Annotated in this window: 14 protein-coding genes, 3 tRNA genes and 3 rRNA genes; 9 read left to right on the top strand and 11 right to left on the bottom strand. The window is 46.8% G+C overall.

What is annotated here, in order from left to right; translation table 11 throughout:
• Positions 1–84 precede the first annotated feature (84 nt).
• The 4 genes from VER99_RS00175 to ubiK all read left to right on the top strand — a co-directional run bounded on the left by VER99_RS00175 (position 85) and on the right by ubiK (position 5,324).
• Positions 85–666, top strand: a complete 582-nt coding sequence (locus tag VER99_RS00175) for a TetR/AcrR family transcriptional regulator (RefSeq protein ID WP_014230448.1) — start codon at positions 85–87, stop codon at positions 664–666.
• Between the two features lie 17 nt (positions 667–683).
• Complete coding sequence (locus VER99_RS00170) at positions 684–1,790, top strand: efflux RND transporter periplasmic adaptor subunit (RefSeq protein ID WP_014230447.1); 1,107 nt, start codon at positions 684–686, stop codon at positions 1,788–1,790.
• Between the two features lie 11 nt (positions 1,791–1,801).
• Entirely contained in the window at positions 1,802–4,924 is a 3,123-nt protein-coding gene (locus VER99_RS00165; protein WP_020336241.1) for a multidrug efflux RND transporter permease subunit, read from the top strand.
• A gap of 148 nt (positions 4,925–5,072) precedes the next feature.
• Positions 5,073–5,324: a ubiquinone biosynthesis accessory factor UbiK gene (gene ubiK / locus VER99_RS00160; protein ID WP_014230445.1), complete on the top strand. Its 252-nt coding sequence runs from the start codon at positions 5,073–5,075 to the stop codon at positions 5,322–5,324.
• 201 nt (positions 5,325–5,525) lie between these two features.
• Here the strand turns inward: ubiK and ilvC are convergent, their stop codons facing one another.
• Positions 5,526–7,010 (bottom strand): ketol-acid reductoisomerase, encoded by a 1,485-nt coding sequence (gene ilvC, locus VER99_RS00155; RefSeq protein WP_020336240.1) that lies wholly within the window; start codon positions 7,008–7,010, stop codon positions 5,526–5,528.
• Positions 7,011–7,147: 137 nt separating this feature from the next.
• On the opposite strand from ilvC, the gene ilvY reads away from it, so the two are divergent.
• From ilvY to VER99_RS00140, 3 genes are all read left to right on the top strand, one after another.
• Entirely contained in the window at positions 7,148–8,038 is an 891-nt protein-coding gene (gene ilvY / locus VER99_RS00150; RefSeq protein ID WP_014230443.1) for an HTH-type transcriptional activator IlvY, read from the top strand.
• Positions 8,039–8,249: 211 nt separating this feature from the next.
• Entirely contained in the window at positions 8,250–8,924 is a 675-nt protein-coding gene (locus tag VER99_RS00145) for a response regulator transcription factor (RefSeq protein ID WP_020336239.1), read from the top strand.
• Positions 8,908–10,194 (top strand): sensor histidine kinase, encoded by a 1,287-nt coding sequence (locus tag VER99_RS00140; protein WP_020336238.1) that lies wholly within the window; start codon positions 8,908–8,910, stop codon positions 10,192–10,194. Before VER99_RS00145 ends, VER99_RS00140 begins: the two co-directional genes overlap by 17 nt.
• A 56-nt stretch (positions 10,195–10,250) precedes the next feature.
• On the opposite strand, the gene nagE is transcribed toward VER99_RS00140, so the two are convergent.
• The 10 genes from nagE to VER99_RS00090 all read right to left on the bottom strand — a co-directional run bounded on the left by nagE (position 10,251) and on the right by VER99_RS00090 (position 20,340).
• The gene (gene nagE, locus VER99_RS00135; RefSeq protein ID WP_020336236.1) at positions 10,251–11,738 is read right to left on the bottom strand and encodes an N-acetylglucosamine-specific PTS transporter subunit IIBC; all 1,488 of its coding nucleotides are present in this window, start codon (positions 11,736–11,738) and stop codon (positions 10,251–10,253) included.
• 163 nt (positions 11,739–11,901) lie between these two features.
• Positions 11,902–12,018: ribosomal RNA gene (gene rrf, locus VER99_RS00130) — 5S ribosomal RNA — on the bottom strand.
• A gap of 92 nt (positions 12,019–12,110) precedes the next feature.
• A 23S ribosomal RNA gene (locus VER99_RS00125) occupies positions 12,111–15,001 on the bottom strand.
• A 319-nt stretch (positions 15,002–15,320) separates the two neighbouring features.
• Positions 15,321–15,396 (bottom strand) — tRNA-Val (locus VER99_RS00120).
• Between the two features lie 30 nt (positions 15,397–15,426).
• Positions 15,427–15,502 (bottom strand) — tRNA-Lys (locus VER99_RS00115).
• Between the two features lie 2 nt (positions 15,503–15,504).
• A tRNA-Glu gene (locus VER99_RS00110) sits at positions 15,505–15,580 on the bottom strand.
• Positions 15,581–15,671: 91 nt separating this feature from the next.
• Positions 15,672–17,224 (bottom strand): 16S ribosomal RNA (locus tag VER99_RS00105).
• Together the 16S, 23S and 5S rRNA genes with 3 tRNA genes alongside form the textbook arrangement of a ribosomal RNA operon.
• A 451-nt stretch (positions 17,225–17,675) precedes the next feature.
• A complete protein-coding gene (gene hemG, locus VER99_RS00100) occupies positions 17,676–18,203 on the bottom strand; it encodes a menaquinone-dependent protoporphyrinogen IX dehydrogenase (protein WP_020333588.1) in 528 nt (175 codons plus the stop codon).
• 9 nt (positions 18,204–18,212) lie between these two features.
• Positions 18,213–19,670 (bottom strand): TrkH family potassium uptake protein, encoded by a 1,458-nt coding sequence (locus VER99_RS00095; protein ID WP_014230441.1) that lies wholly within the window; start codon positions 19,668–19,670, stop codon positions 18,213–18,215.
• A gap of 46 nt (positions 19,671–19,716) precedes the next feature.
• Positions 19,717–20,340 carry a YigZ family protein gene (locus VER99_RS00090; protein WP_014230440.1) on the bottom strand — a complete coding sequence of 208 codons (624 nt, stop codon included), beginning with the start codon at positions 20,338–20,340 and terminating at the stop codon, positions 19,717–19,719.
• A 272-nt stretch (positions 20,341–20,612) separates the two neighbouring features.
• Between VER99_RS00090 and fadB the strand changes: the two genes are divergently transcribed.
• Positions 20,613–22,784 (top strand): fatty acid oxidation complex subunit alpha FadB, encoded by a 2,172-nt coding sequence (fadB, locus tag VER99_RS00085; protein ID WP_014230439.1) that lies wholly within the window; start codon positions 20,613–20,615, stop codon positions 22,782–22,784.
• 15 nt (positions 22,785–22,799) lie between these two features.
• Positions 22,800–23,975 carry an acetyl-CoA C-acyltransferase FadA gene (gene fadA, locus VER99_RS00080; RefSeq protein ID WP_020333587.1) on the top strand — a complete coding sequence of 392 codons (1,176 nt, stop codon included), beginning with the start codon at positions 22,800–22,802 and terminating at the stop codon, positions 23,973–23,975.
• Positions 23,976–23,984 lie beyond the last annotated feature (9 nt).

The raw sequence follows: 23,984 nt of genomic DNA, 5'->3' as shown, positions 1-23,984 counted from the left end.
GTAAAAATTTAATTATTTTTTATTGCACACTCGTATAGCTTTAGATCTATAATGAATGAACGTTCATTCACTAAAAGTGGAACTATGTCGAGTAATACAACTTTAGATAAAAAAGCTCAGATTCTTTGTGCGGCGGAAAAACTGATTGCTGAGCTGGGTTTTCAGGGATTTTCGATGCAAAAGCTAGCCAAAGAAGCGGGTGTGGCGGCTGGCACTATCTATCGTTACTTTTCCGATAAGAACCACCTTTTAGACGAAGTTAGATTAAACGTCGCAAAGCGCATTGCAATAGAAGTGCAAGCGGGCGTGAGCGACGATATGCCTTTAAAAGAACGTTATACAAAAATGTGGCTTAACATTTGGTGTTTAGCTGGCTCAAATGTGGACACATTGAACAATAGAGTTCAATATCAATCCCTGCCCTATGCAAGCAATAGAGTAACGCTGGAACTTGAGCGTAAAATGTTTGATCAGGTAGACCGACTATTTGACCAAGGTAAAGAGCAAGGAGTGTTTAAGCCACTCGACAATATGATCCTTTCGGGACTGAGTTTCGAGGCGACCGTTGCACTCGCCCGACATCATGCTCTGGGGTTTTATCAACTGGACGAAGCAGCCATAGAAGCTGCCATTGAAGCCAGTTGGGACGCAATCATTCAACACTAATTGGAGTTCTGACCAGAATGAAAAAGTGGACTTTTTTTATGTTACTTATCGCAATCTTGCTGTTCGGCAGTGTGATAGGTTTCAACTTATTCAAGCAACAGAAGATTGCCGAATACATGGCGAATCGCCCGGAACCTGAATTTCCCGTAACCGTTACTGACGTACAGTCAGTGGATTGGGTACCGGTGATTGAGGCAATTGGCTTTATCGAGCCTAACCAAGGGGTAACGGTAGCGAACGAGACAAGTGGCGTCATTGACCAAATCGCTTTTGAATCTGGCACTCAAGTGAAAGAAGGCCAGGATTTGGTACTTCTTGACTCAGCTGTTGAGAAAGCCAACCTGAAAAGTGCACAAGCGAAGCTGCCAGCTGCTGAAGCAAAATACAAGCGTTACCAAGGCCTGTACAAAAAAGGGTCGATTTCTAAAGAGTCTTATGATGAAGCAGAAGCGAATTACTTTTCTCTTAGCGCTGACATCGAGAGCTTGAAAGCGGCGATAGACCGTCGTGAAATCAAAGCTCCGTTTTCAGGCGTGGTTGGTATCCGTAATGTTTACCTAGGTCAGTACCTGCAAGCGGGTACCGATATCGTGCGTCTTGAAGATACCAGCGTTATGCGTCTACGTTTCACCGTGCCGCAGACCGATATTTCTCGTATCCACATCAGCCAAGCTGTCGATATTTTTGTCGATGCGTACCCAGAAATCGCCTTCAAAGGTTCAATTACAGCCATTGAGCCAGCGGTTAATGTACAGAGTGGCCTGATCCAGGTACAAGCAGATATTCCAAATAACGACGGCAAACTACGTAGTGGTATGTTCGCTCGAGCGAATATCATCCTGCCTAAACTTGAAAACCAGGTGACTCTTCCACAAACCGCGATTACTTACACACTTTACGGTGACAGCATTTACATCGTATCTGAAGAAGATGGCGAAAAGCGTGTAACACAGCAAGTGGTTAAAGTGGGTGAGCGTACAAAAGACATCGTACACATTCTTGAAGGCGTTAAGCCAGGTGATGTGGTAGTGACCTCAGGTCAGATTCGTCTGAGTAACCACGCTAAAGTCCGTGTCGTAGAAAGCGATGCAACGACTCCACCAACTGAAACACCAATGCTGTAATCGGAGGCTTCATGCGCTTTACTGATGTTTTTATTAAACGTCCAGTTTTAGCGGTATCAATCAGCTTTTTGATCGCATTGCTTGGTCTGCAAGCAATCTTCAAAATGCAGGTTCGTGAATACCCTGAAATGACGAATACGGAAGTAACGGTTTCGACCAGTTACTACGGTGCCAGTGCCGACCTAATCCAGGGCTTTATTACTCAGCCATTGGAACAAGCGGTCGCACAGGCTGATAATATCGATTATATGACTTCTCAATCGGTGCTGGGTAAATCCACCATCACTGTAAAAATGAAGTTGAATACTGACCCGAATGCGGCACTCTCGGACATTCTGGCAAAAACCAACTCGGTTCGCTCGCAACTACCGAAAGAAGCCGAAGACCCTACCGTTACTATGTCGACTGGCTCGACAACAGCGGTACTGTATATCGGTTTTACCAGTGATGAGTTGTCTTCAAGTCAGATCACCGACTACCTTGAGCGTGTAATCAACCCACAGTTGTTTACCGTTAACGGTGTGTCGAAAGTCGACCTATACGGTGGTATGAAATACGCGCTACGTGTTTGGCTAGACCCTGCAAAAATGGCAGCGTTTAACTTAACCGCGACTGACGTGATGGGTGTGTTAAGTGCCAACAACTATCAGTCTGCTACGGGTCAGGCTATCGGTGAATTTGTACTTTACAACGGCAGTGCAGATACACAGGTATCCAATGTTGATGAGTTGAAGAACCTTGTTGTTAGCAACGACGACGGCAATGTCACTCGCTTAAGCGATATTGCTAAAGTGACTCTAGAAAAGAGCCACGACTCATATCGAGCGAGTGCAAATGGTCAGGAGGCGGTTGTTGCTGCAATTAATGCAGCACCAAGTGCCAACCCAATCAATATCGCAGCAGACGTACTTGATCTATTACCTCAGCTAGAGCGCAATTTGCCTAGTACGATCAAGATGAATGTTCTTTATGATTCGACTATCGCAATTAACGAATCCATTAACGAAGTAATCAAAACCATCGCTGAAGCTGCAGTGATTGTACTGATTGTTATCACTATATTCCTTGGTTCATTCCGTGCCGTAGTGATCCCTATTGTAACTATCCCACTCTCTTTGATCGGTGTGGCGATGGTAATGCAATCCATGGGTTTCTCGTGGAACCTGATGACCCTACTGGCAATGGTTCTCGCCATTGGTCTGGTGGTAGATGATGCGATCGTTGTACTGGAAAACGTTGACCGACATATCAAGCTTGGTGAATCACCATTCCGAGCGGCCATTATTGGTACGCGCGAAATTGCGGTTCCAGTTATCGCGATGACACTAACGTTGGGTGCAGTATACGCGCCGATCGCATTGATGGGTGGTATCACGGGCTCGCTATTTAAAGAGTTCGCGTTAACCCTGGCGGGTGCGGTATTTGTATCAGGTATCGTGGCACTGACTCTATCACCAATGATGTGTTCAAAAATGCTGAAAGCTCATCAGGCACCAAGCAAGTTTGAACAGAAAGTGCATAGCGTGTTAGAGCGCATGACCAGCCGATACGCCAAAATGTTGGGTGCTGTCATGCAACACCGTCCAGTTGTGATTGGTTTCGCGTTGATTGTATTTGCCAGCTTACCGATGCTGTTCAAGTTCATCCCAAGTGAACTGGCTCCGTCTGAAGATAAAGGCGTGGTTGTATTGATGGGTACTGCTCCATCTAATTCGAACTTAGACTTTATCCAGAACACCATGAACCAGGTAAACAACATTCTGTCTGAACAGCCAGAAGTTCAGTTTGCACAGGTTTTCTCAGGTGTACCAAACTCTCACCAAGCGTTCGGTATTGCCTCTATGGTGCCTTGGAGTGAGCGTGAAGCAAGCCAGGCAGACGTAACGGGCCGTGTAGGCGGATTGGTTGCAGACGTACCGGGAATGGCAGTTACCGCTTTCCAAATGCCTGAGTTACCAGGTGCGGGTAGTGGTCTTCCAATTCAGTTTGTTCTGACCACACCAAACGCGTTTGAGAGTTTGTTCTCTATCGCGACAGACGTATTAACGGAAGTGAAATCTAGCCCAATGTTCGTTTATTCGGATCTTGATCTGAACTACGACTCGGCGACGATGAAAATTAATATCGACAAAGACAAAGCGGGCGCATACGGCGTAACCATGCAAGACATCGGTGTGACTTTAAGCACCATGATGGCAGATGGCTACGTAAACCGTATCGACCTTAATGGCCGCTCTTACGAAGTTATCCCTCAGGTAGAACGTAAGTGGCGTCTAAATCCAGAGTCGATGAACAACTACTACGTACGTGCAGCTGACGGTAACGCGGTTCCACTGAGTAACCTAGTGACGATTGACGTGATTGCAGAGCCACGCTCACTGCCTCACTTCAACCAGCTGAACTCAGCAACGGTAGGTGCAGTACCAGCTCCGGGCACGGCAATGGGCGATGCGATTAACTGGTTTGAGAACATCGCTGAAACGAAACTGCCAAGCGGCTACAACCATGACTACATGGGTGAAGCTCGTCAGTTTGTGACTGAAGGTAGCGCGTTATACGCGACATTTGGTTTAGCACTAGCGATCATCTTCTTGGTTCTGGCGATTCAGTTTGAATCTGTGAAAGATCCGCTGGTTATCATGGTGTCTGTGCCATTGGCAATTTGTGGCGCGTTGATTGCGCTTGCCTGGGGTGCTGCATCGATGAACATTTACTCTCAGGTTGGTTTGATTACTCTGGTTGGTCTTATCACCAAGCACGGTATCTTGATTTGTGAAGTAGCGAAAGAAGAGCAGCTGCAAAACAAACTGGGTAAAACAGAAGCTGTAATGGAAGCGGCGAAAGTTCGTCTGCGTCCTATTCTGATGACAACTGCAGCGATGATCGCGGGTCTTATCCCACTGATGTACGCGACTGGTGCAGGCGCGGCTCAGCGCTTTAGTATCGGTATCGTAATCGTTGCTGGTCTGGCGATTGGTACTCTGTTTACCCTATTCGTACTGCCTGTTATTTACAGCTACTTAGCTGAAAAACACAAACCACTTCCAGTGTTTGTTGAAGACAAAGATCTGGAAAAGTTGGCCCGTGTTGATGAAGCAAAAGCGGCACAACGAGGATTAGCGGACAACCACTAATTCCCTGCCAAGCTAAAAAGGTCACTTCGGTGGCCTTTTTTATTGGCTTGCGTTTGCCGTACCTATCTCGATTTTTTGCATTCCAACTAGCGACTTTCCCGTATCAATTACTTAAAATGAGCACAAATCAAAAGGAGTTTTAACCACTATGTTTGATCCAAAGAAACTAGAGCAAATCGCTAAGCAGATTCATGACTCTATGCCAGCACCAGTGAAAGAGCTAGGTGCAGATGTTGATCAGAAAGTTCGCCAAGTGATTCAAGGTCAGCTGAACAAGCTTGATGTTGTTAGCCGTGAAGAGTTTGATGTTCAGACTCAGGTTCTGCTTCGTACTCGTCAGAAGCTAACTGAGATGGAAGCGAAACTGGCCGAGCTTGAAGCTAAGCTAGCAGACAAATAAGCATCATCTTCCGATAAGATTCAAAGGCTGACACTCAGGTGTCAGCCTTTTTTGTACTCCAACCAAACGAGCCATAAATAAAAAAGGCTTGGTCAACGGCGACCAAGCCTTTTGATTAGATGTTGTGTTTTGTATTTATTGACCCCAGTCTGCCTGGAGTTCTTTTACTGCGTTACTTTATAATAGGTAACTTATACAGTATTAACCACCAACAGCGATGCGCTTCATATCAGTCATGTAACCACGCAGCTCTTCACCAATGTACTCAACTGGGTGGTTGCGAAGCTTCTCGTTAACCGCGATAAGTGTTGCGTTATCAACTTGGTTTGAAGTCTCACCTAGGCCTTTACCGATAACATCAGTACCTACTGAAGGCATGAATTTCTCACGTAGTAGCGGCGTTGCTACATTTGCGAATAGGTAGTTACCGTATTCTGCAGTGTCAGAGATTACTACGTTCATCTCGTATAGGCGCTTACGTGCAATTGTGTTTGCGATTAGCGGTAGTTCGTGTAGTGACTCGTAGTACGCTGACTCATCGATGATGCCTGATGCAGTCATTGCTTCAAACGCTAGCTCAACCCCTGCGCGAACCATCGCAATCATTAGAATACCGTTATCGAAGTACTCTTGCTCAGAGATTTCAACGTCAGTTTCTGGGTAGTTTTCAAATGCTGTTTGACCAGTCTCTTCACGCCAGCCTAATAGGTTCACGTCGTCGTTCGCCCAGTCAGCCATCATAGTGCTAGAGAAGTGACCAGAAATGATGTCATCCATGTGCTTGTTGTAAAGTGGACGCATTAGATCTTTTAGCTCTTCAGAAAGCTCAAACGCTTTGATCTTAGCTGGGTTAGACAGACGGTCCATCATGTGCGTGATGCCACCGAATTTCAGTGCTTCTGTTACTGTTTCCCAACCGTACTGAAGTAGTTTACCTGCGTAACCTGGATCGATACCTTCCGCAACCATCTTCTCGTAACATACGATAGAACCAGCTTGAAGCATGCCACATAGGATAGTTTGCTCACCCATTAGGTCAGATTTTACTTCTGCAACGAAAGATGACTCTAGACAACCTGCGCGGTGACCGCCAGTTGCTGCTGCCCATGCTTTCGCGATTTCCATACCATCGCCTTTAGGGTCATTCTCTGGGTGAACCGCAATTAGAGTTGGAACACCGAAACCGCGTTTGTATTCTTCACGAACCTCAGTACCAGGACACTTAGGTGCAACCATTACAACCGTTAGGTCTTTACGGATTTGCATACCTTCTTCAACAACGTTGAAGCCGTGTGAGTAACCTAGCGCCGCGCCTTCTTTCATTAGAGGCATTACTGTTTCAACAACGTTAGAGTGCTGCTTGTCTGGAGTCAGGTTAACAACAAGATCAGCCTGAGGAATTAGAGTCTCATAGCTGCCTACTTCAAAACCGTTGTCTTTTGCATTTTTAAATGACTGACGTTGCTCGTCGATTGCAGCCTGACGAAGTGCATATGACACATCCAGACCAGAATCACGCATGTTTAGACCTTGGTTCAGGCCTTGAGCACCACAACCTACGATGACAACCTTCTTACCTTTTAGGTAGTCTGCTTCTGAAGCAAACTCACTGCGGTCCATAAAACGACAACGACCTAGTTGGTCCAATTGCTCACGCAAGTTTAGAGTATTGAAATAGTTAGCCATTAGGGTGCTCCTTTAAGATTCTTCCGTAGAGGTCGGTATTGGTCTTACCGAATGAGTTCATACTAGAACAGACATTTAATTGCTTAAAGTGATATATTCACAATTAGTAATTGCAAAAAGTGCAACACGGTAATTTCATGAATATAAAAACCATCCGACTGTTCCTTGATATCTGTGACAGCAAGAATTTTAGTAAGACAGCAGCCACTATGCACGTGAGTCCATCTGCTTTGAGTCGTCAGATTCAAAAATTAGAAGAAGAGATAGGCCACCCGCTTTTTGTCAGGGACAACCGGAGTGTGGAGTTAACGCCCGCTGGCGAGAAATTTCAGCCAGTAGCGATGAAGATGGTTCACGACTGGACACAATTCCAATCTCAAATAAATGTGCAAGACGATGTTCTGAAAGGTGAAGTTCGATTGTTCTGCTCCGTGACCGCCAGCTACAGCCACTTGCCTCAGCTGCTCAACTCGTTTCGCTTAAAGCACCCTTACATTGAATTCAAGCTTTTGACGGGCGACCCGGCTCAGGCCATCGATAAGATAATGAATGATGAGGCCGATATTGCCATTTCAGCTATGCCAGAGCACCTTTCATCTAAAGTGGAGTTCACCACCATCACTGAAATTCCACTGTCCGTAATAGCCCCCATAGGCATCAGTTCTTGGGTTGAAGAGCTACACAAAGAACATCCCGACTGGAATAAGATTCCTTTCATTGTGCCTGAATCTGGTACCGCCAGAGACAGAGCCAATGCTTGGTTTAAAAAAATGAAAATTAAGCCCAACATCTACGCGCAAATTTCTGGTCATGAAGCCATTGTCAGTATGGTGGCGTTAGGTTGTGGCGTCGGAATCGCGCCAGATGTGGTGATTAATAACAGCCCTGTACGAGATAGCATTCAGCGTCTCTCGTTTGCCCCAATCAAACCATTCCAGCTCGGTGTGTGTTGCAAACGATCGCAATTGGAAAACTCATTAGTCAAAGCGTTGTGGGAGTTAGCCGAAGGAAGCTTTATTGCTCAATAAATACATTAACGATATTTAATCTTTCCAAAAGGTCTGCTCAACAGAAGGTTGAGTAGACTCCCCATGACAATTTATAGATACAAACCGACAAAATATTAACGATTTATCCCCCTAAATCGTGTTGGCTCGCATTAGTCACGCGAGCCTTCTTTTTCATATTTCCCTCTCTCTGCTTCATCAGTAAAGTACCAGCCAAAACAGAGGAATCCCCGTGAAAATACTCATCATTGAAGATGACGCAACGACCAGAGAATTCGTAAGTAAAGGCCTAACCGAGCACGGTTATATCGTTGACCAAGCCGAGGACGGCAAGAAAGGGTTAATGATGGCTCTTAGCTCAGAATACCAGCTCATCATCCTGGATAGGATGCTACCATATCTTGACGGAATGAAAGTACTCGCCGCCATCAAAGCCGCGGAAGAACAGCTTCCAGTTCTGATTTTAAGCGCGATGGATAGCGTAAACGATCGAGTGGACGGTTTGCAGGCTGGCAGTGATGACTACCTAATAAAACCATTTGCCCTTGCAGAGTTAATTGCCCGAGTCGATATCATCATCAATCGCACTCAGCGGCCAACATCAAATCAACACATGCTTAATTATCATTGTTTGCAGGTGGACCTAAAAGCTCACAAAGTCACCTGTAATCAGCAGGAGATCGTGCTCCAACCCAAAGAGTTTCAGCTTATTCAATACTTTATTGAGCATAGTGAGCAAGTGGTATCACGCATGCGCCTGTTCGAAAATATCTGGAGTTATCATTTTGATCCCAAAACTAACGTCATCGATGTCCACGTCGCTAACTTGCGCCGTAAACTGGAAGAGGCTGGATGTACAGAGCTACTACACACAGTGAGAGGGGTCGGCTATGTCCTTCGTCGATGACTATGCTTTAACCCGTTCTTCGGTATTTAAAACATTGGCGAGCCTTTTTTTAATTGTCACTATCACCAATATCGTCGTCATACATCAACTGTATCGGGATTCTAACAACTTTCACCAAAAGCAATTAACACGGCAACTCAATGAAGAAATTCTGGAATTCAACTTTGCAGCCAACCAGAGCCAAGAGGATGTCGAGCAACTGTTAAGAACCAAACGCGCAACGGAGACACCTTTCTACTACAGACTGATCGAAGCTAACGAATCAGACCATCTTCAGCATTATTACCCTATCGACCTGCAAGCAAACAAACATAATATTCTGGTAGGAAATAACCTCCAATTAGAGATAGGAGTAGATAAAAGAGCCTTAGAAGAGTACAGGAAGTCACTTACCCCAATGGTTTTCTCTGGCATCATTTTTCCTACTGCAGTCATGATCATTTCTGCACTATTTTTTACGGTGCTCATTCTCAAAAAATTAGAAAAAGTAAATCACGCCATGAATCGCGTCCTATGTGGCGAGCCCAATGTAAAGATTGCCGTTTCTCGCCAGGATGATGAGTTTGATATTTTAGCCATTCATCTCAATTTCATGATTGAGCAAATGGCCAAAAACGAGTCTAGCCTCAAATCGCTGACCACTGGGCTTGCTCATGACATGAGAACACCAATGGCTAGGTTGAAACTTCGCTTAGAAGACATTCTAGCTCAAAGCGATTTATCACCATCCCTAGTTAGGAGCTTTTCAGCTTGTTATGATGAATTAGAGCTAATTTTGTCACTATTCAATAGCATGCTTGAAATTGCAAAACTCAACAGTGGCCAGGTGAATATCGACAATAATAGTGTCGATTTAGGTAAAGTCACCCGAGATGCCCTTGATTTTATTTCTCCCATCGCCGACGAAAAAAATCAGAGAATAACGTTTAGACAAGATACCCCCTGTGTTATCACAGGCGATCGTTCTCTGCTTTTTCGAGCGGTGTTTAACCTATTAGAAAATGCCGTTAAGTACACACCTAACGGAGGACAGATCGAAGTGATTGCGGACTGCTTTGGTGTTGTTATCGCCGACTCTGGCATCGGAATTTCTGATTACGACAAAATGTATGTTTGCCGCCCAATGTATCGTGCGGATCAGAGCCGCACGGAATCAGGTAATGGTTTAGGGTTGTCTTTGGTCGATGCCGTGGCCAATTTGCACAATGCGCACCTGTTTTTGCGTGACAACAATCCAGGGTTACGTGCTCGACTCTATTTTGAGAGTTAAATAAATACAAAAAAAGCTGAGTAGATACTCAGCTTTTAACTTAATTAGACATAATTTTATACAGATAAACTAGGAACGACGACATCCGAGAGATCTTGCGTCTCTGGAATTTGCTGCATCGCATGAGCGATTTGTTCCGCTTCAGTACCAACAATAACTTGTAGGTTATTCACGCCAATTTTTACTACTCCCATAGCGCCAATGGCTTTGAGAGTTCGTTCGTCAACAATAGTGGTATCATTCAAAGTTAAACGCAAACGCGTAATGCATGAGTCGATAGAAGCAAGATTACTATGGCCACCCAGCGCTTTCAGATACTGAGCTGCTCTCGTATTAGTAGAAGTCTCATTCTTTACTACTGCCTCCACTTCTTCACGACCTGGCGTTTTCAAATCGAACTTAATAATCGCAAATCGGAATACCGCATAGTAAATAAATGCAAAGCAAATACCTTGTACGATAAGCATATAAGGCTTGATCGCTAGAGGTAAGTTATAAGACAAGATGAAGTCAATTAACCCGCCGCTAAATGTGAAACCCGCGAACCACTGCATGCTTGCTGCAATATAGAGAGAAAGAGCTGCCAATAAAGCGTGCACAACATAAAGAGCAGGAGCCACAAACATAAACGCAAATTCAATCGGTTCAGTAACACCTGTCAAAATTGCCGTCAACGCTGATGCACCAAGAATGCCGCCGACTCTTTTCTTATTTTCTGGCTTCGCACAGTGGTACATCGCTAGACATGCGGCTGGTAGACCATAACCCATAAATGGGAAGAAGCCACCTTGGTACATACCCGTAACACCCAACTCACCAGTACCAGACCAGAATTTAGAAATATCGTTAATACCAACAAGGTCAAAGATGAACACTTGGTTGAGTGCATGGTGCAGACCGATTGGAATTAACAGTCGGTTGAAGAAACCGTAGATACCAGCGCCCGCCGCACCCATTTCAGAAATTGAGATACCAAAGTTAACCAGTGAACCATAAACTGCAGGCCACACGTAAACCATAACAATACTGATGAGAATCGAAGCCAGTGAAGTCACAATAGGTACAAAGCGTTTACCGCCAAAGAAGCCTAATGCCGCCGGCAATTTGATAGTGTGGAAACGGTTGTAAAGAGTGGCAGCCACTATCCCCATCATGATCCCTGTAAATGCACTTACAGCGGCTCCAGATGCGATAACCTCTGAAGAGCTCATATCAGCAACAGGAACTCCGGTGATCTGTGAAATTACTGCCGTATTACCAACAATCATTTCAACAATTAATAGACCGAGTAATCCAGATAAAGCAGCGGCACCGTTATTGTCTTTCGCCAATCCATAAGCCACACCAACGGCGAATAACCAAGCTTGGTTATCCATAATACCTTTACCACCATACACCAGTATCGTAGCTAATGGGCTATTCGCTCCCCAGCCAGATGGGTCCAAGGCATAACCAAGGCCAAGCATTAAACCGCCGGCTGGTAGCACAGCGATCGGTACCATGAGTGCTTTACCGATTTTCTGTAAATATCCTAAAATGTTCACGTTGTATCCTCTTACTTTTTGATTCTAGAGAGAGGATACGTGATTGATAATTAAGGGGTGGTTGTGCGTAGATTAAGTTTTATTAATCTTATGAAGCATATTTTGGAAAGCGTAAATAACAAAAAAGCCCGCTATTTCTAGCGGGCTTTTTTGCAAATTTAAAGCCTGGCGATGTCCTACTCTCACATGGGGAAACCCCACACTACCATCGGCGCTATTTCGTTTCACTTCTGAGTTCGGAATGGAAGTCAGGTGGGTCCAAAACGCTATGGTCGCCAAGCAAATTCTTTAATTCGGAAAGCTGTTTTTAATTCTCGTTATTACACATTCAACGTTCTTACATTGAGTCCATCAAAACCCCTTGGGTGTTGTATGGTTAAGCCTCACGGGCAATTAGTACAGGTTAGCTCAACGCCTCACAACGCTTACACACCCTGCCTATCAACGTCGTAGTCTACGACAACCCTTTAGGATACTTAAAGTATCAGGGAGAACTCATCTCAAGGCTCGCTTCCCGCTTAGATGCTTTCAGCGGTTATCGATCCCGAACTTAGCTACCGGGCAATGCGTCTGGCGACACAACCCGAACACCAGAGGTTCGTCCACTCCGGTCCTCTCGTACTAGGAGCAGCCCCTTTCAATTCTCCAACGCCCACGGCAGATAGGGACCGAACTGTCTCACGACGTTCTAAACCCAGCTCGCGTACCACTTTAAATGGCGAACAGCCATACCCTTGGGACCGACTTCAGCCCCAGGATGTGATGAGCCGACATCGAGGTGCCAAACACCGCCGTCGATATGAACTCTTGGGCGGTATCAGCCTGTTATCCCCGGAGTACCTTTTATCCGTTGAGCGATGGCCCTTCCATTCAGAACCACCGGATCACTATGACCTGCTTTCGCACCTGCTCGAATTGTCATTCTCGCAGTCAAGCGGGCTTATGCCATTGCACTAACCTCACGATGTCCAACCGTGATTAGCCCACCTTCGTGCTCCTCCGTTACGCTTTGGGAGGAGACCGCCCCAGTCAAACTACCCACCAGGCACTGTCCGCAACCCCGATAAGGGGTCAACGTTAGAACATCAACACTACAAGGGTGGTATTTCAAGGACGGCTCCACGAATACTGGCGTACTCGTTTCAAAGCCTCCCACCTATCCTACACATGTAGGGTCAATGTTCAGTGCCAAGCTGTAGTAAAGGTTCACGGGGTCTTTCCGTCTAGCCGCGGGTACACTGCATCTTCACAGCGATTTCAATTTCACTGAGTCTCGGGTGGAGACAGCGTGGCCATCATTACGCCATTCGTGCAGGTCGGAACTTACCCGACAAGGAATTTCGCTACCTTAGGACCGTTATAGTTACGGCCGCCGTTTACCGGGGCTTCGATCAAGAGCTTCGACCGAAGTCTAACCCCATCAATTAACCTTCCGGCACCGGGCAGGCGTCACACCGTATACGTCATCTTACGATTTTGCACAGTGCTGTGTTTTTAATAAACAGTTGCAGCCACCTGGTATCTGCGACTCTCAATAGCTCCATCCGCGAGGGACTTCACCGTCGAGAGCGTACCTTCTCCCGAAGTTACGGTACCATTTTGCCTAGTTCCTTCACCCGAGTTCTCTCAAGCGCCTTGGTATTCTCTACCCGACCACCTGTGTCGGTTTGGGGTACGATTCCTTACAATCTGAAGCTTAGAGGCTTTTCCTGGAAGCATGGCATCAATGACTTCACACCCGTAGGTGCTCGACGTCGTGTCTCAGCCTTAGAGAGAGCCGGATTTACCTAACTCTCAAGCCTACGCACTTGAACCTGGACAACCGTCGCCAGGCCCACCTAGCCTTCTCCGTCCCCCCATCGCAATTGTAAGAAGTACGGGAATATTAACCCGTTTCCCATCGACTACGCCTTTCGGCCTCGCCTTAGGGGTCGACTTACCCTGCCCCGATTAACGTTGGACAGGAACCCTTGGTCTTCCGGCGAGGAGGTTTTTCACCCCCTTTATCGTTACTCATGTCAGCATTCGCACTTCTGATACGTCCAGCATGCGTTACCACACACCTTCAACCGCTTACAGAACGCTCCCCTACCCAATATACAAAAGTATATTGCCGCAGCTTCGGTTTACTACTTAGCCCCGTTACATCTTCCGCGCAGGCCGACTCGACCAGTGAGCTATTACGCTTTCTTTAAATGATGGCTGCTTCTAAGCCAACATCCTGGCTGTCTGAGCCTTCCCACATCGTTTCCCACTTAGTAGTAATTTGGGACCTTAGCTGGCGGTCTGGGTTGTTTCCCTCTCCACGACGGACGTTAGCACCCGCCGTGTGTCTCCCGGATAGTACTTACTGGTATTCGGAGTTTGCAAAGGGTTGGTAAGTCGGGATGACCCCCTAGCCTTAACAGTGCTCTACCCCCAGTAGTATTCGTCCGAGGCGCTACCTAAATAGCTTTCGGGGAGAACCAGCTATCTCCAGGTTTGATTGGCCTTTCACCCCTAGCCACAAGTCATCCGCTAATTTTTCAACATTAGTCGGTTCGGTCCTCCAGTTGATGTTACTCAACCTTCAACCTGCCCATGGCTAGATCACCTGGTTTCGGGTCTATATCCAGAGACTGAACGCCCAGTTAAGACTCGGTTTCCCTACGGCTCCCCTAGATGGTTAACCTTGCCACTGAATATAAGTCGCTGACCCATTATACAAAAGGTACGCAGTCACAGGACAAAGCCTGCTCCTACTGCTTGTACGTACACGGTTTCAGGTTCTATTTCACTCCCCTCACAGGGGTTCTTTTCGCCTTTCCCTCACGGTACTGGTTCACTATCGGTCAGTCAGTAGTATTTAGCCTTGGAGGATGGTCCCCCCATATTCAGACAGGATATCACGTGTCCCGCCCTACTCGATTTCACTGAATATGCGTCGTCAGTTACGGGGCTATCACCCTGTATCGCCAAGCTTTCCAGCTTGTTCACCTAACGCTTATAAAGCTTAAGGGCTAGTCCAATTTCGCTCGCCGCTACTTTCGGAATCTCGGTTGATTTCTTTTCCTCGGGGTACTTAGATGTTTCAGTTCCCCCGGTTCGCCTCCTGTTGCTATGTATTCACAACAGGATACTTACTTATGTAAGTGGGTTTCCCCATTCGGAAATCCCAGACTCAAGTGGCTTTTACTGCCTAATCTGGGCTTATCGCAAGTTAATACGTCCTTCATCGCCTCTGACTGCCAAGGCATCCACCGTGTACGCTTAGTCACTTAACCATACAACCCGAAGGAGTTTCGAATTGAAGTTAAACAACCAAAGTTGTCTCTCATTATTTGAATGAGCGAGAGACATTCGATTTTGCCGGACTCAAATTCCAAGAACACTTGAATGTGTTTTTAGTTGTATTCAATTAAGAATACTTTGAGAACTTTACAAATAATCTTAAAGATTATTTTGTCAGCTTTCCAAATTGTTAAAGAGCTATGTTTCTTCACGAGGAAGTACATTTTCTAAAGACTTTCAGAGTCAAAAATGCCAACCAGTGTCAATTGCTTGCTCTGGTTTGGACGTTTTATTCCAAAAATGCTTAGAGAATGGTGGGCGATACCGGGCTCGAACCAGTGACCCCCTGCTTGTAAGGCAGGTGCTCTCCCAACTGAGCTAATCGCCCACATAAGTTTTAATTCTTCGTGGCGAAGAATGGTGGGTCGTGCAGGATTCGAACCTGCGACCAATTGATTAAAAGTCAACTGCTCTACCAACTGAGCTAACGACCCAATGGTATCCCGTAGGGGAGTCGAACCCCTGTTACCGCCGTGAAAGGGCGGTGTCCTAGGCCTCTAGACGAACGGGACACTAAGTTGAACATCTTGGGGGATGTTCTATCTCTTAAACTTCATAAACCGTATCAATCTGTGTGGACACTCATCGTGAATAATCATCGTATAAGGAGGTGATCCAGCGCCAGGTTCCCCTAGCGCTACCTTGTTACGACTTCACCCCAGTCATGAACCACAAAGTGGTAAGCGTCCCCCCGAAGGTTAAACTACCTACTTCTTTTGCAGCCCACTCCCATGGTGTGACGGGCGGTGTGTACAAGGCCCGGGAACGTATTCACCGTGGCATTCTGATCCACGATTACTAGCGATTCCGACTTCATGGAGTCGAGTTGCAGACTCCAATCCGGACTACGACGCACTTTTTGGGATTCGCTCACTTTCGCAAGTTGGCCGCCCTCTGTATGCGCCATTGTAGCACGTGTGTAGCCCTACTCGTAAGGGCCATGATGACTTGACGTCGTCCCCACCTTCCTCCGGTTTATCACCGGCAGTCTCCCTGGAGTTCCCGACATTACTCGCTGGCAAACAAGGATAAGGGTTGCGCTCGTTGCGGGACTTAACCCAACATTTCACAACACGAGCTGACGACAGCCATGCAGCACCTGTCTCAGAGTTCCCGAAGGCACCAATCCATCTCTGGAAAGTTCTCTGGATGTCAAGAGTAGGTAAGGTTCTTCGCGTTGCATCGAATTAAACCACATGCTCCACCGCTTGTGCGGGCCCCCGTCAATTCATTTGAGTTTTAATCTTGCGACCGTACTCCCCAGGCGGTCTACTTAACGCGTTAGCTCCGAAAGCCACGGCTCAAGGCCACAACCTCCAAGTAGACATCGTTTACGGCGTGGACTACCAGGGTATCTAATCCTGTTTGCTCCCCACGCTTTCGCATCTGAGTGTCAGTATCTGTCCAGGGGGCCGCCTTCGCCACCGGTATTCCTTCAGATCTCTACGCATTTCACCGCTACACCTGAAATTCTACCCCCCTCTACAGTACTCTAGTCTGCCAGTTTCAAATGCTATTCCGAGGTTGAGCCCCGGGCTTTCACATCTGACTTAACAAACCACCTGCATGCGCTTTACGCCCAGTAATTCCGATTAACGCTCGCACCCTCCGTATTACCGCGGCTGCTGGCACGGAGTTAGCCGGTGCTTCTTCTGTCGCTAACGTCAAATAATGCAGCTATTAACTACACTACCTTCCTCACGACTGAAAGTGCTTTACAACCCGAAGGCCTTCTTCACACACGCGGCATGGCTGCATCAGGCTTGCGCCCATTGTGCAATATTCCCCACTGCTGCCTCCCGTAGGAGTCTGGACCGTGTCTCAGTTCCAGTGTGGCTGATCATCCTCTCAGACCAGCTAGGGATCGTCGCCTTGGTGAGCCCTTACCTCACCAACTAGCTAATCCCACCTAGGCATATCCTGACGCGAGAGGCCCGAAGGTCCCCCTCTTTGGCCCGTAGGCATCATGCGGTATTAGCCATCGTTTCCAATGGTTATCCCCCACATCAGGGCAATTTCCTAGGCATTACTCACCCGTCCGCCGCTCGACGCCGTTAACGTCCCCCGAAGGTTCAGTTAACTCGTTTCCGCTCGACTTGCATGTGTTAGGCCTGCCGCCAGCGTTCAATCTGAGCCATGATCAAACTCTTCAATTTAAGATTTTGTCGGCTCAATGAATACTGAACATTACATAAAGTAATGTTTGAATTGACTGTGCTGAATCCGAAGATTCAATGGTCACTTCGTATCATTGAAACCTAATTTGAAACCGAAGTTTCTAATTGGATTATCATCAACGAGTGCCCACACAGATTGATAGGTCTATATTGTTAAAGAGCTTTCCTATTGAGCTTCGCTCAAATCGGACGGCCATTTTAGCGAGTTAAAGTTTAGTGTCAATCACTTTTTTCAAACTTTTTTCAAGCGTTTCCGCTTGGCTAATTTGGCTTGCTAACCCTGGCTCGTTTCTTTCGAAGCGTTGCCGTGTCAGCGAGGTGGCATTATAGAGATTGCGATCACATTGGCAAGCCCTTTTTGAGGTTTTTTTTGAATTTTCTATCATTCGAATGAAATAGCATCAAAAACACTTAAAAGAGCACGTTATTTCTACAGTTCTTTGAATTTATCCGTGAAAAGAGTCACTTTTTCCCAGTTGGTGTATTCCACCTCTTTCGTTGTATCCGTTTCTCCACCCGTCATCGACATGATGAACTTAATCATCATTTTGTCGAACCACCCGTAGCGCGGATAATAAAGGGCGCCAGCAAACACGCCTATTAACTCTGGTTTCCAAGGTGATTTCATCAAGAACTTACGAATATACGCACTGCCTTCTGGCGTATCTTTACCTTGGTCTTCTTTACGTGCCGTTAGGTTCACACAGAAGAAAGCGACTTTATGCTTTTCCAGTTGAGTAAGGTGGCGTTCAATAAATTGGTACAACTTCTTATTCAAATGCCCATAGCGAATAGAAGCCCCAACCAGCACTTTGTCATAGGGTTCGAAATCAATAGTGTCTACATTATGTAGATCCACTAAATCACAATCGAAGTCCGTTAGCTTCTCATCTATATAGTTGAAGATTTTTTTTGTTTGCCCTTCACGAGAAGAGTATAAGAACAATGCTTTTGCCACGATATCCCCTTAGCTACGCCAAAACGTTGGCGTGAGTAGAATGAGTAAGGTAAAGATTTCTAGACGACCAAACAACATGGACACGATCAGAACCCATTTTGCTTTGTCATTTACATCACCAAAATGCAGCGCTACTTCTCCAAGGCCCGGACCAAGATTATTCAAAGTGGCGGCAACGGCAGAGAATGCACTCAGTTCATCCATTCCGGTCGCGATCAGTCCCAACATACACACAACAAACACCAACGCATACGCAGAGAAGAATCCCCAAACGGCATCTACGACTCGTTGTGGTAGCGCGCTACCACCAACTTTAATGGTGTAGACCGCGCGAGGGTGAACCAGACGCTTCAGCTCACGAGCACCTTGTAAGGTAAGCAGCAATATGCGAATTACTTTCATACCACCACCTGTCGAGCCAGCACATCCACCAATAAAAGATGAGAACAGCAGCAAGACAGGTAAGAACAATGGCCAATCCGCAAAGCCTGTTGTCGTAAAACCAGCCGTGGTTGAGATAGAGACTGTTTGGAAAAGCGCTTGGTCGAAAGCATCATACGTGGACGTGTATGAGTGGTGCTTCAGTAGTAATAAGAAGCAAACAACAAACAGTATCACCTGTATAAAGATGAATGCGCGAAACTCGGGATCTTTCCAGTAGTATTTAGGATGTACCCCGCCGGACGAGAATGCCGCAAAGTGCAAAGTAAAGTTACACGCTGAGATCAGGAGAAATACGACGGTAATGAGGTTGATTGCGTAACTGTCGAAATACCCCATGCTTGCGTCATGCGTTGAGAAACCGCCAATCGCGATGGTAGAGAAACTATGGCTGATGGCGTCAAACGGTGTCATCCCTGCCAACCAAAATGCTGTCGCACATGCAATCGTCAGGCTTAAGTAGATATACCAAAGCGCTTTGGCTGTCTCAGCAATACGCGGTGTCATTTTGGTGTCTTTTACCGGCCCCGGGATTTCAGCACGATACAACTGCATTCCACCGATACCTAACACAGGCAAAATGGCCACCGCTAATACGATGATCCCCATCCCGCCAAACCACTGAAGTAGCTGACGATAGAACAAGATCGCTTTGGGTAATTCATCCAGACCAACAATCACCGTCGCACCGGTGGTCGTCAAAGCGGAAAATGACTCAAAAAAAGCGTCCGTTACCGATATATTAGGATTATCAGCAATCAAAAAAGGAATGGAGCCCGCACTGCCCAATACGGTCCAGAATAAGACTACGATAAGGAATCCGTCACGCGCTTTTAGCTCATGCTTATGCCTACGGTTCGGAAACCAGCACACCGCCCCGCAAAACAGCAGAACAAAAAAGGTCGTGACAAAAGGCACACCAGCGCCATCTCGGTAAGTCAGCGCGACAAGCGCAGGCGCGAGCATTGTGACACTAAAAAGCGCGAGCAATAGCCCGACGATACGAATAATTGAACGAAATTGCATGGATTGATTGACTAGCGAAGCTGTCCCTGTCGCTTACTGTTTTTCATTATTTTCCGTCTAGTGGGGTAACAATTGCCTTCGCCCCACTTTTATTAATGATAGCTTGGGTAAATCCGCTCACTTCACGAAGCTCAATTTCTACCACCAGCACGACCTGATCGCTGTATTCAGCATCAACTTCAACCGCCCCAAACTGAGGCATAATAGACTGTGCGATAGGCATAAACCCATAGTCTAACGCTAGTCTGAGCTTTGTGGTTATTTTTTTCTCAATAGTTTGAAGCTGCCTGAGTGCTTGTTGTACACCACCACCATAGGCCTTCACTAAACCACCCGTCCCTAATTTGATGCCGCCTGAGTAACGGGTTACAACCGCCGTAATTTCTCCAACCCCTGAACCAGAGAGCTGAGCGAGAATAGGCTTACCTGCCGTTCCAGACGGTTCGCCATCGTCACTGAAGCCCCACTTCATCGAGTCTTCTGGTCTTCCGGCGACAAATCCCCAGCAATTATGCCTCGCATCCGCGTGTTTTGTTTTTACTTGTTCCACAAACGCTTTCGCAGCGTCGACACTTGGCGTATGGGCAAGATAAGTAATAAACACACTCTTTTTGATCTCTTCTTCAAATTGAGTCGGTTGTGCAGGAATCAAATAAGGCTGGTCATTCATAGAATTAGGTCGCTTGTCTCTTTGCCTGAAGTCTACCACGAGTGTGATTTACAAGTCGCATAAGATCTGGCCCAGCGCACAATGTTAAACACTTGTTTGAAAAATGTATTGAAATTAAACATCCACCGATCAAAACTAACATCAATGGTCAAGCCAGAATTAGAATAAAACACTTCCTCGATACCTATTTATCCGAAGCTATTTATACGAGGAAGGGCACCATTTTAATAGGTATACAGACAATCCCAGATTGTATGTCATGGAGATAGACAATGATTTACCAAGCCGAAACCCTACAGGTAAAGGAAATACAGGATGGCATTGCAGAGCTGAGTTTCTGCTCGCCAAAATCCGTAAATAAACTCGATTTAGCGACACTTGAGTCACTAGACAAAGCCCTTGATGCACTTATCGCACACCAAGGTCTGAAAGGCGTAATGCTGACTTCAGATAAAGATGCGTTCATTGTAGGTGCAGACATTACTGAATTCTTAGGCCTGTTTGCTAAGACTGATGAAGAACTGGATCAGTGGCTACAATTCGCCAACAGCATCTTCAACAAACTTGAAGACCTTCCAGTCCCAACCATCTCAGTCATCAAGGGCCACGCTCTTGGTGGTGGCTGCGAGTGTGTATTGGCAACAGACATGCGCATCGGTGATAAAACCACCAGCATCGGTCTACCAGAAACGAAACTTGGCATCATGCCAGGCTTTGGTGGTTGTGTACGTCTACCTCGTGTTATCGGTGCTGATAACGCGATGGAAATCATTACACAAGGTAAAGCGCTCCGTGCTGATGAAGCACTAAAACTTGGCCTGTTGGATGCGGTTGTCGATTCAGACTCTCTGCATGCATCCGCTCTGCAAACACTGACGTCTGCAATCAACGAAAAACTTGATTGGCAAGCTCGCCGCAAACAAAAGACATCACCACTAACGCTAAGCAAGCTAGAGTCGATGATGAGCTTCACCATGGCAAAAGGCCTGGTGGCGCAAAAAGCGGGTCCACACTACCCGGCACCAATCACATCAGTCCTTACTATTGAAGAAGGCGCTCGATTTGCACGTAATGAAGCGCTGGATGTTGAACGTAAGCACTTCGTTAAACTAGCAAAATCAGAAGAAGCGAAATCATTGGTTGGTCTGTTCCTTAGCGATCAGTACATTAAAGGCATCGCTAAAAAAGCGGCAAAATCAGCAAACAAAGACACTAAACGTGCTGCTGTACTTGGCGCAGGTATCATGGGTGGCGGTATCGCTTACCAGTCAGCACTGAAAGGTGTGCCTGTACTGATGAAAGACATCGCTCAGGCCTCATTAGATTTGGGCATGAATGAAGCATCGAAACTGCTGAATAAGCGTCTTGCTACAGGTCGTCTTGACGGCTTCAAGATGGCGGGCATCCTCGCGTCTATTACTCCAAGCTTGCACTACGCTGGCATCGAAAACTCAGATGTGATTGTCGAAGCCGTGGTTGAGAATCCGAAAGTAAAAGCGGCGGTACTGAGCGAAGTCGAGCAAAACGTGGGCGAAGATACGGTTATCACGTCGAACACATCGACCATTCCAATCAACGTACTGGCTCAGTCACTACAACGCCCAGAAAACTTCTGTGGTATGCACTTCTTTAACCCTGTGCATCGCATGCCATTGGTTGAAATCATCCGCGGCGAAAAAACGTCAGATGAAACCATCAACCGTGTTGTGGCTTACGCAGCGAAAATGGGTAAATCACCAATCGTCGTTAATGACTGCCCTGGATTCTTCGTAAACCGCGTACTGTTCCCGTACTTTGGTGGTTTCAGCATGCTACTTCGTGACGGAGCTGACTTCACACAAATCGATAAAATCATGGAACGCAAGTTTGGTTGGCCAATGGGTCCAGCCTACTTGCTTGACGTTGTAGGTATCGATACAGCTCACCACGCACAAGCCGTCATGGCTGAAGGCTTCCCAGAGCGTATGGGCAAGCAAGGTCGCGATGCGATTGATACTTTGTTTGAAGCCAACAAGTTTGGCCAGAAAAATGGCAGCGGTTTCTACAGCTATTCAGTTGATAAGAAAGGTAAACCGAAGAAGACCTTCTCTGAAGAAATCTTGCCACTGTTAGCTGACGTATGTGCAGATAAACGTGACTTCGACGAGCAAACCATCATCCAACGAATGATGATTCCTATGATCAACGAAGTGGTGCTGTGTCTACAGGAAGGCATTATCGCGACACCACAAGAAGCGGACATGGCTCTGGTTTACGGTCTGGGCTTCCCTCCATTCCGCGGCGGTGTATTCCGCTACCTAGACAGCGTTGGTATTGCTGAATACATCGAAACAGCAAAACAACACGCTGAACTAGGCGCGATGTACCAAGTACCGCAAATGCTGATTGATATGGCAGCCAAAGGCGAGACCTTCTACGGCGCACAACAGCAAGGCTCTATCTAAGGAGGGATTCCCAAAATGACTAATCAAACAAGAAATGTTGTCGTAGTAGATTGTCTACGTACCCCAATGGGTCGCTCTAAAGGTGGCGCTTTCCGAAATACTCGTGCTGAAGACCTATCTGCACAACTGATGAAAGGCATTCTGGCGCGTAACCCACAAGTTAACCCAAGTGAGATCGAAGACATCTACTGGGGCTGTGTACAACAAACCCTGGAACAAGGCTTTAACGTTGCACGTAACGCAGCGCTGCTGGCTGGTCTGCCAATTGAAATTAGCGCGGTTACCGTAAACCGTTTGTGTGGTTCATCCATGCAGGCTTTGCATGACGGTACACGCGCAATTATGACTGGCGATGCCGAGATTTGCCTGATCGGTGGTGTTGAACACATGGGTCACGTACCAATGAACCACGGTGTGGACTTCCACCCGGGTATGGCGAAGAACGTAGCAAAAGCCGCAGGCATGATGGGTTTAACGGCCGAAATGCTGGGTAAACTGCACGGTATTAGCCGTGAGCAACAAGATGAGTTTGCCGCGCGCTCTCATGCACGTGCTCATGCAGCAACGGTAGAAGGTCGCTTTAAGAACGAAATCCTGCCAATCGAAGGTCACGCGGCAGACGGCACACTATTTACTCTGGATTACGATGAAGTTATCCGTCCAGAAACATCGGTAGAAGGCCTGTCTCAGCTTCGTCCGGTATTCGACCCGGCAAATGGTACCGTGACGGCAGGTACCTCCTCTGCACTATCAGATGGTGCTTCAGCAATGCTGATCATGAGTGAAGAAAAAGCCAACGAGCTTGGCCTGAAGATTCGCGCGCGTATCAAGGGCATGGCGGTTGCGGGCTGCGATCCGTCAATCATGGGTTACGGTCCAGTACCAGCAACACAAAAAGCGTTAAAACGTGCAGGTTTGTCTATCGAAGATATGGACGTAGTCGAGCTAAACGAAGCGTTCGCAGCACAGTCACTACCATGTGCTAAAGACCTGGGTCTGCTTGATGTGATGGACGAAAAAGTAAACCTGAATGGCGGCGCTATCGCTCTGGGCCACCCACTAGGCTGTTCTGGCTCTCGTATCTCTACGACGCTGATCAACCTAATGGAAGCAAAAGACGCGAAATACGGCCTTGCGACCATGTGTATCGGTCTTGGTCAGGGTATCGCGACTGTTTTTGAGAGACCTTAGGTCTTTGAA

Origin of the sequence: Vibrio natriegens NBRC 15636 = ATCC 14048 = DSM 759, assembly GCF_035621455.1 — a bacterium.
Taxonomy (GTDB): Bacteria; Pseudomonadota; Gammaproteobacteria; order Enterobacterales; family Vibrionaceae; genus Vibrio; species Vibrio natriegens.
The sequence above is the reverse complement of the archived record's forward strand: the minus strand, read 5'-3'. Positions and strand labels throughout refer to the sequence as shown.

Excerpts from the sequence above, each read along its gene's own strand:
- ilvY (WP_014230443.1), top strand. The coding sequence starts at position 7,148 with ATGAATATAAAAACCATCCGACTGTTCCTTGATATCTGTGACAGCAAG.
- VER99_RS00090 (WP_014230440.1), bottom strand. The coding sequence starts at position 20,340 with ATGAATGACCAGCCTTATTTGATTCCTGCACAACCGACTCAATTTGAA.
- fadB (WP_014230439.1), top strand. The coding sequence starts at position 20,613 with ATGATTTACCAAGCCGAAACCCTACAGGTAAAGGAAATACAGGATGGC.
- VER99_RS00175 (WP_014230448.1), top strand. The coding sequence starts at position 85 with ATGTCGAGTAATACAACTTTAGATAAAAAAGCTCAGATTCTTTGTGCG.
- VER99_RS00165 (WP_020336241.1), top strand. The coding sequence starts at position 1,802 with ATGCGCTTTACTGATGTTTTTATTAAACGTCCAGTTTTAGCGGTATCA.
- VER99_RS00095 (WP_014230441.1), bottom strand. The coding sequence starts at position 19,670 with ATGCAATTTCGTTCAATTATTCGTATCGTCGGGCTATTGCTCGCGCTT.
- fadA (WP_020333587.1), top strand. The coding sequence starts at position 22,800 with ATGACTAATCAAACAAGAAATGTTGTCGTAGTAGATTGTCTACGTACC.
- ilvC (WP_020336240.1), bottom strand. The coding sequence starts at position 7,010 with ATGGCTAACTATTTCAATACTCTAAACTTGCGTGAGCAATTGGACCAA.
- VER99_RS00170 (WP_014230447.1), top strand. The coding sequence starts at position 684 with ATGAAAAAGTGGACTTTTTTTATGTTACTTATCGCAATCTTGCTGTTC.
- ubiK (WP_014230445.1), top strand. The coding sequence starts at position 5,073 with ATGTTTGATCCAAAGAAACTAGAGCAAATCGCTAAGCAGATTCATGAC.
- VER99_RS00140 (WP_020336238.1), top strand. The coding sequence starts at position 8,908 with ATGTCCTTCGTCGATGACTATGCTTTAACCCGTTCTTCGGTATTTAAA.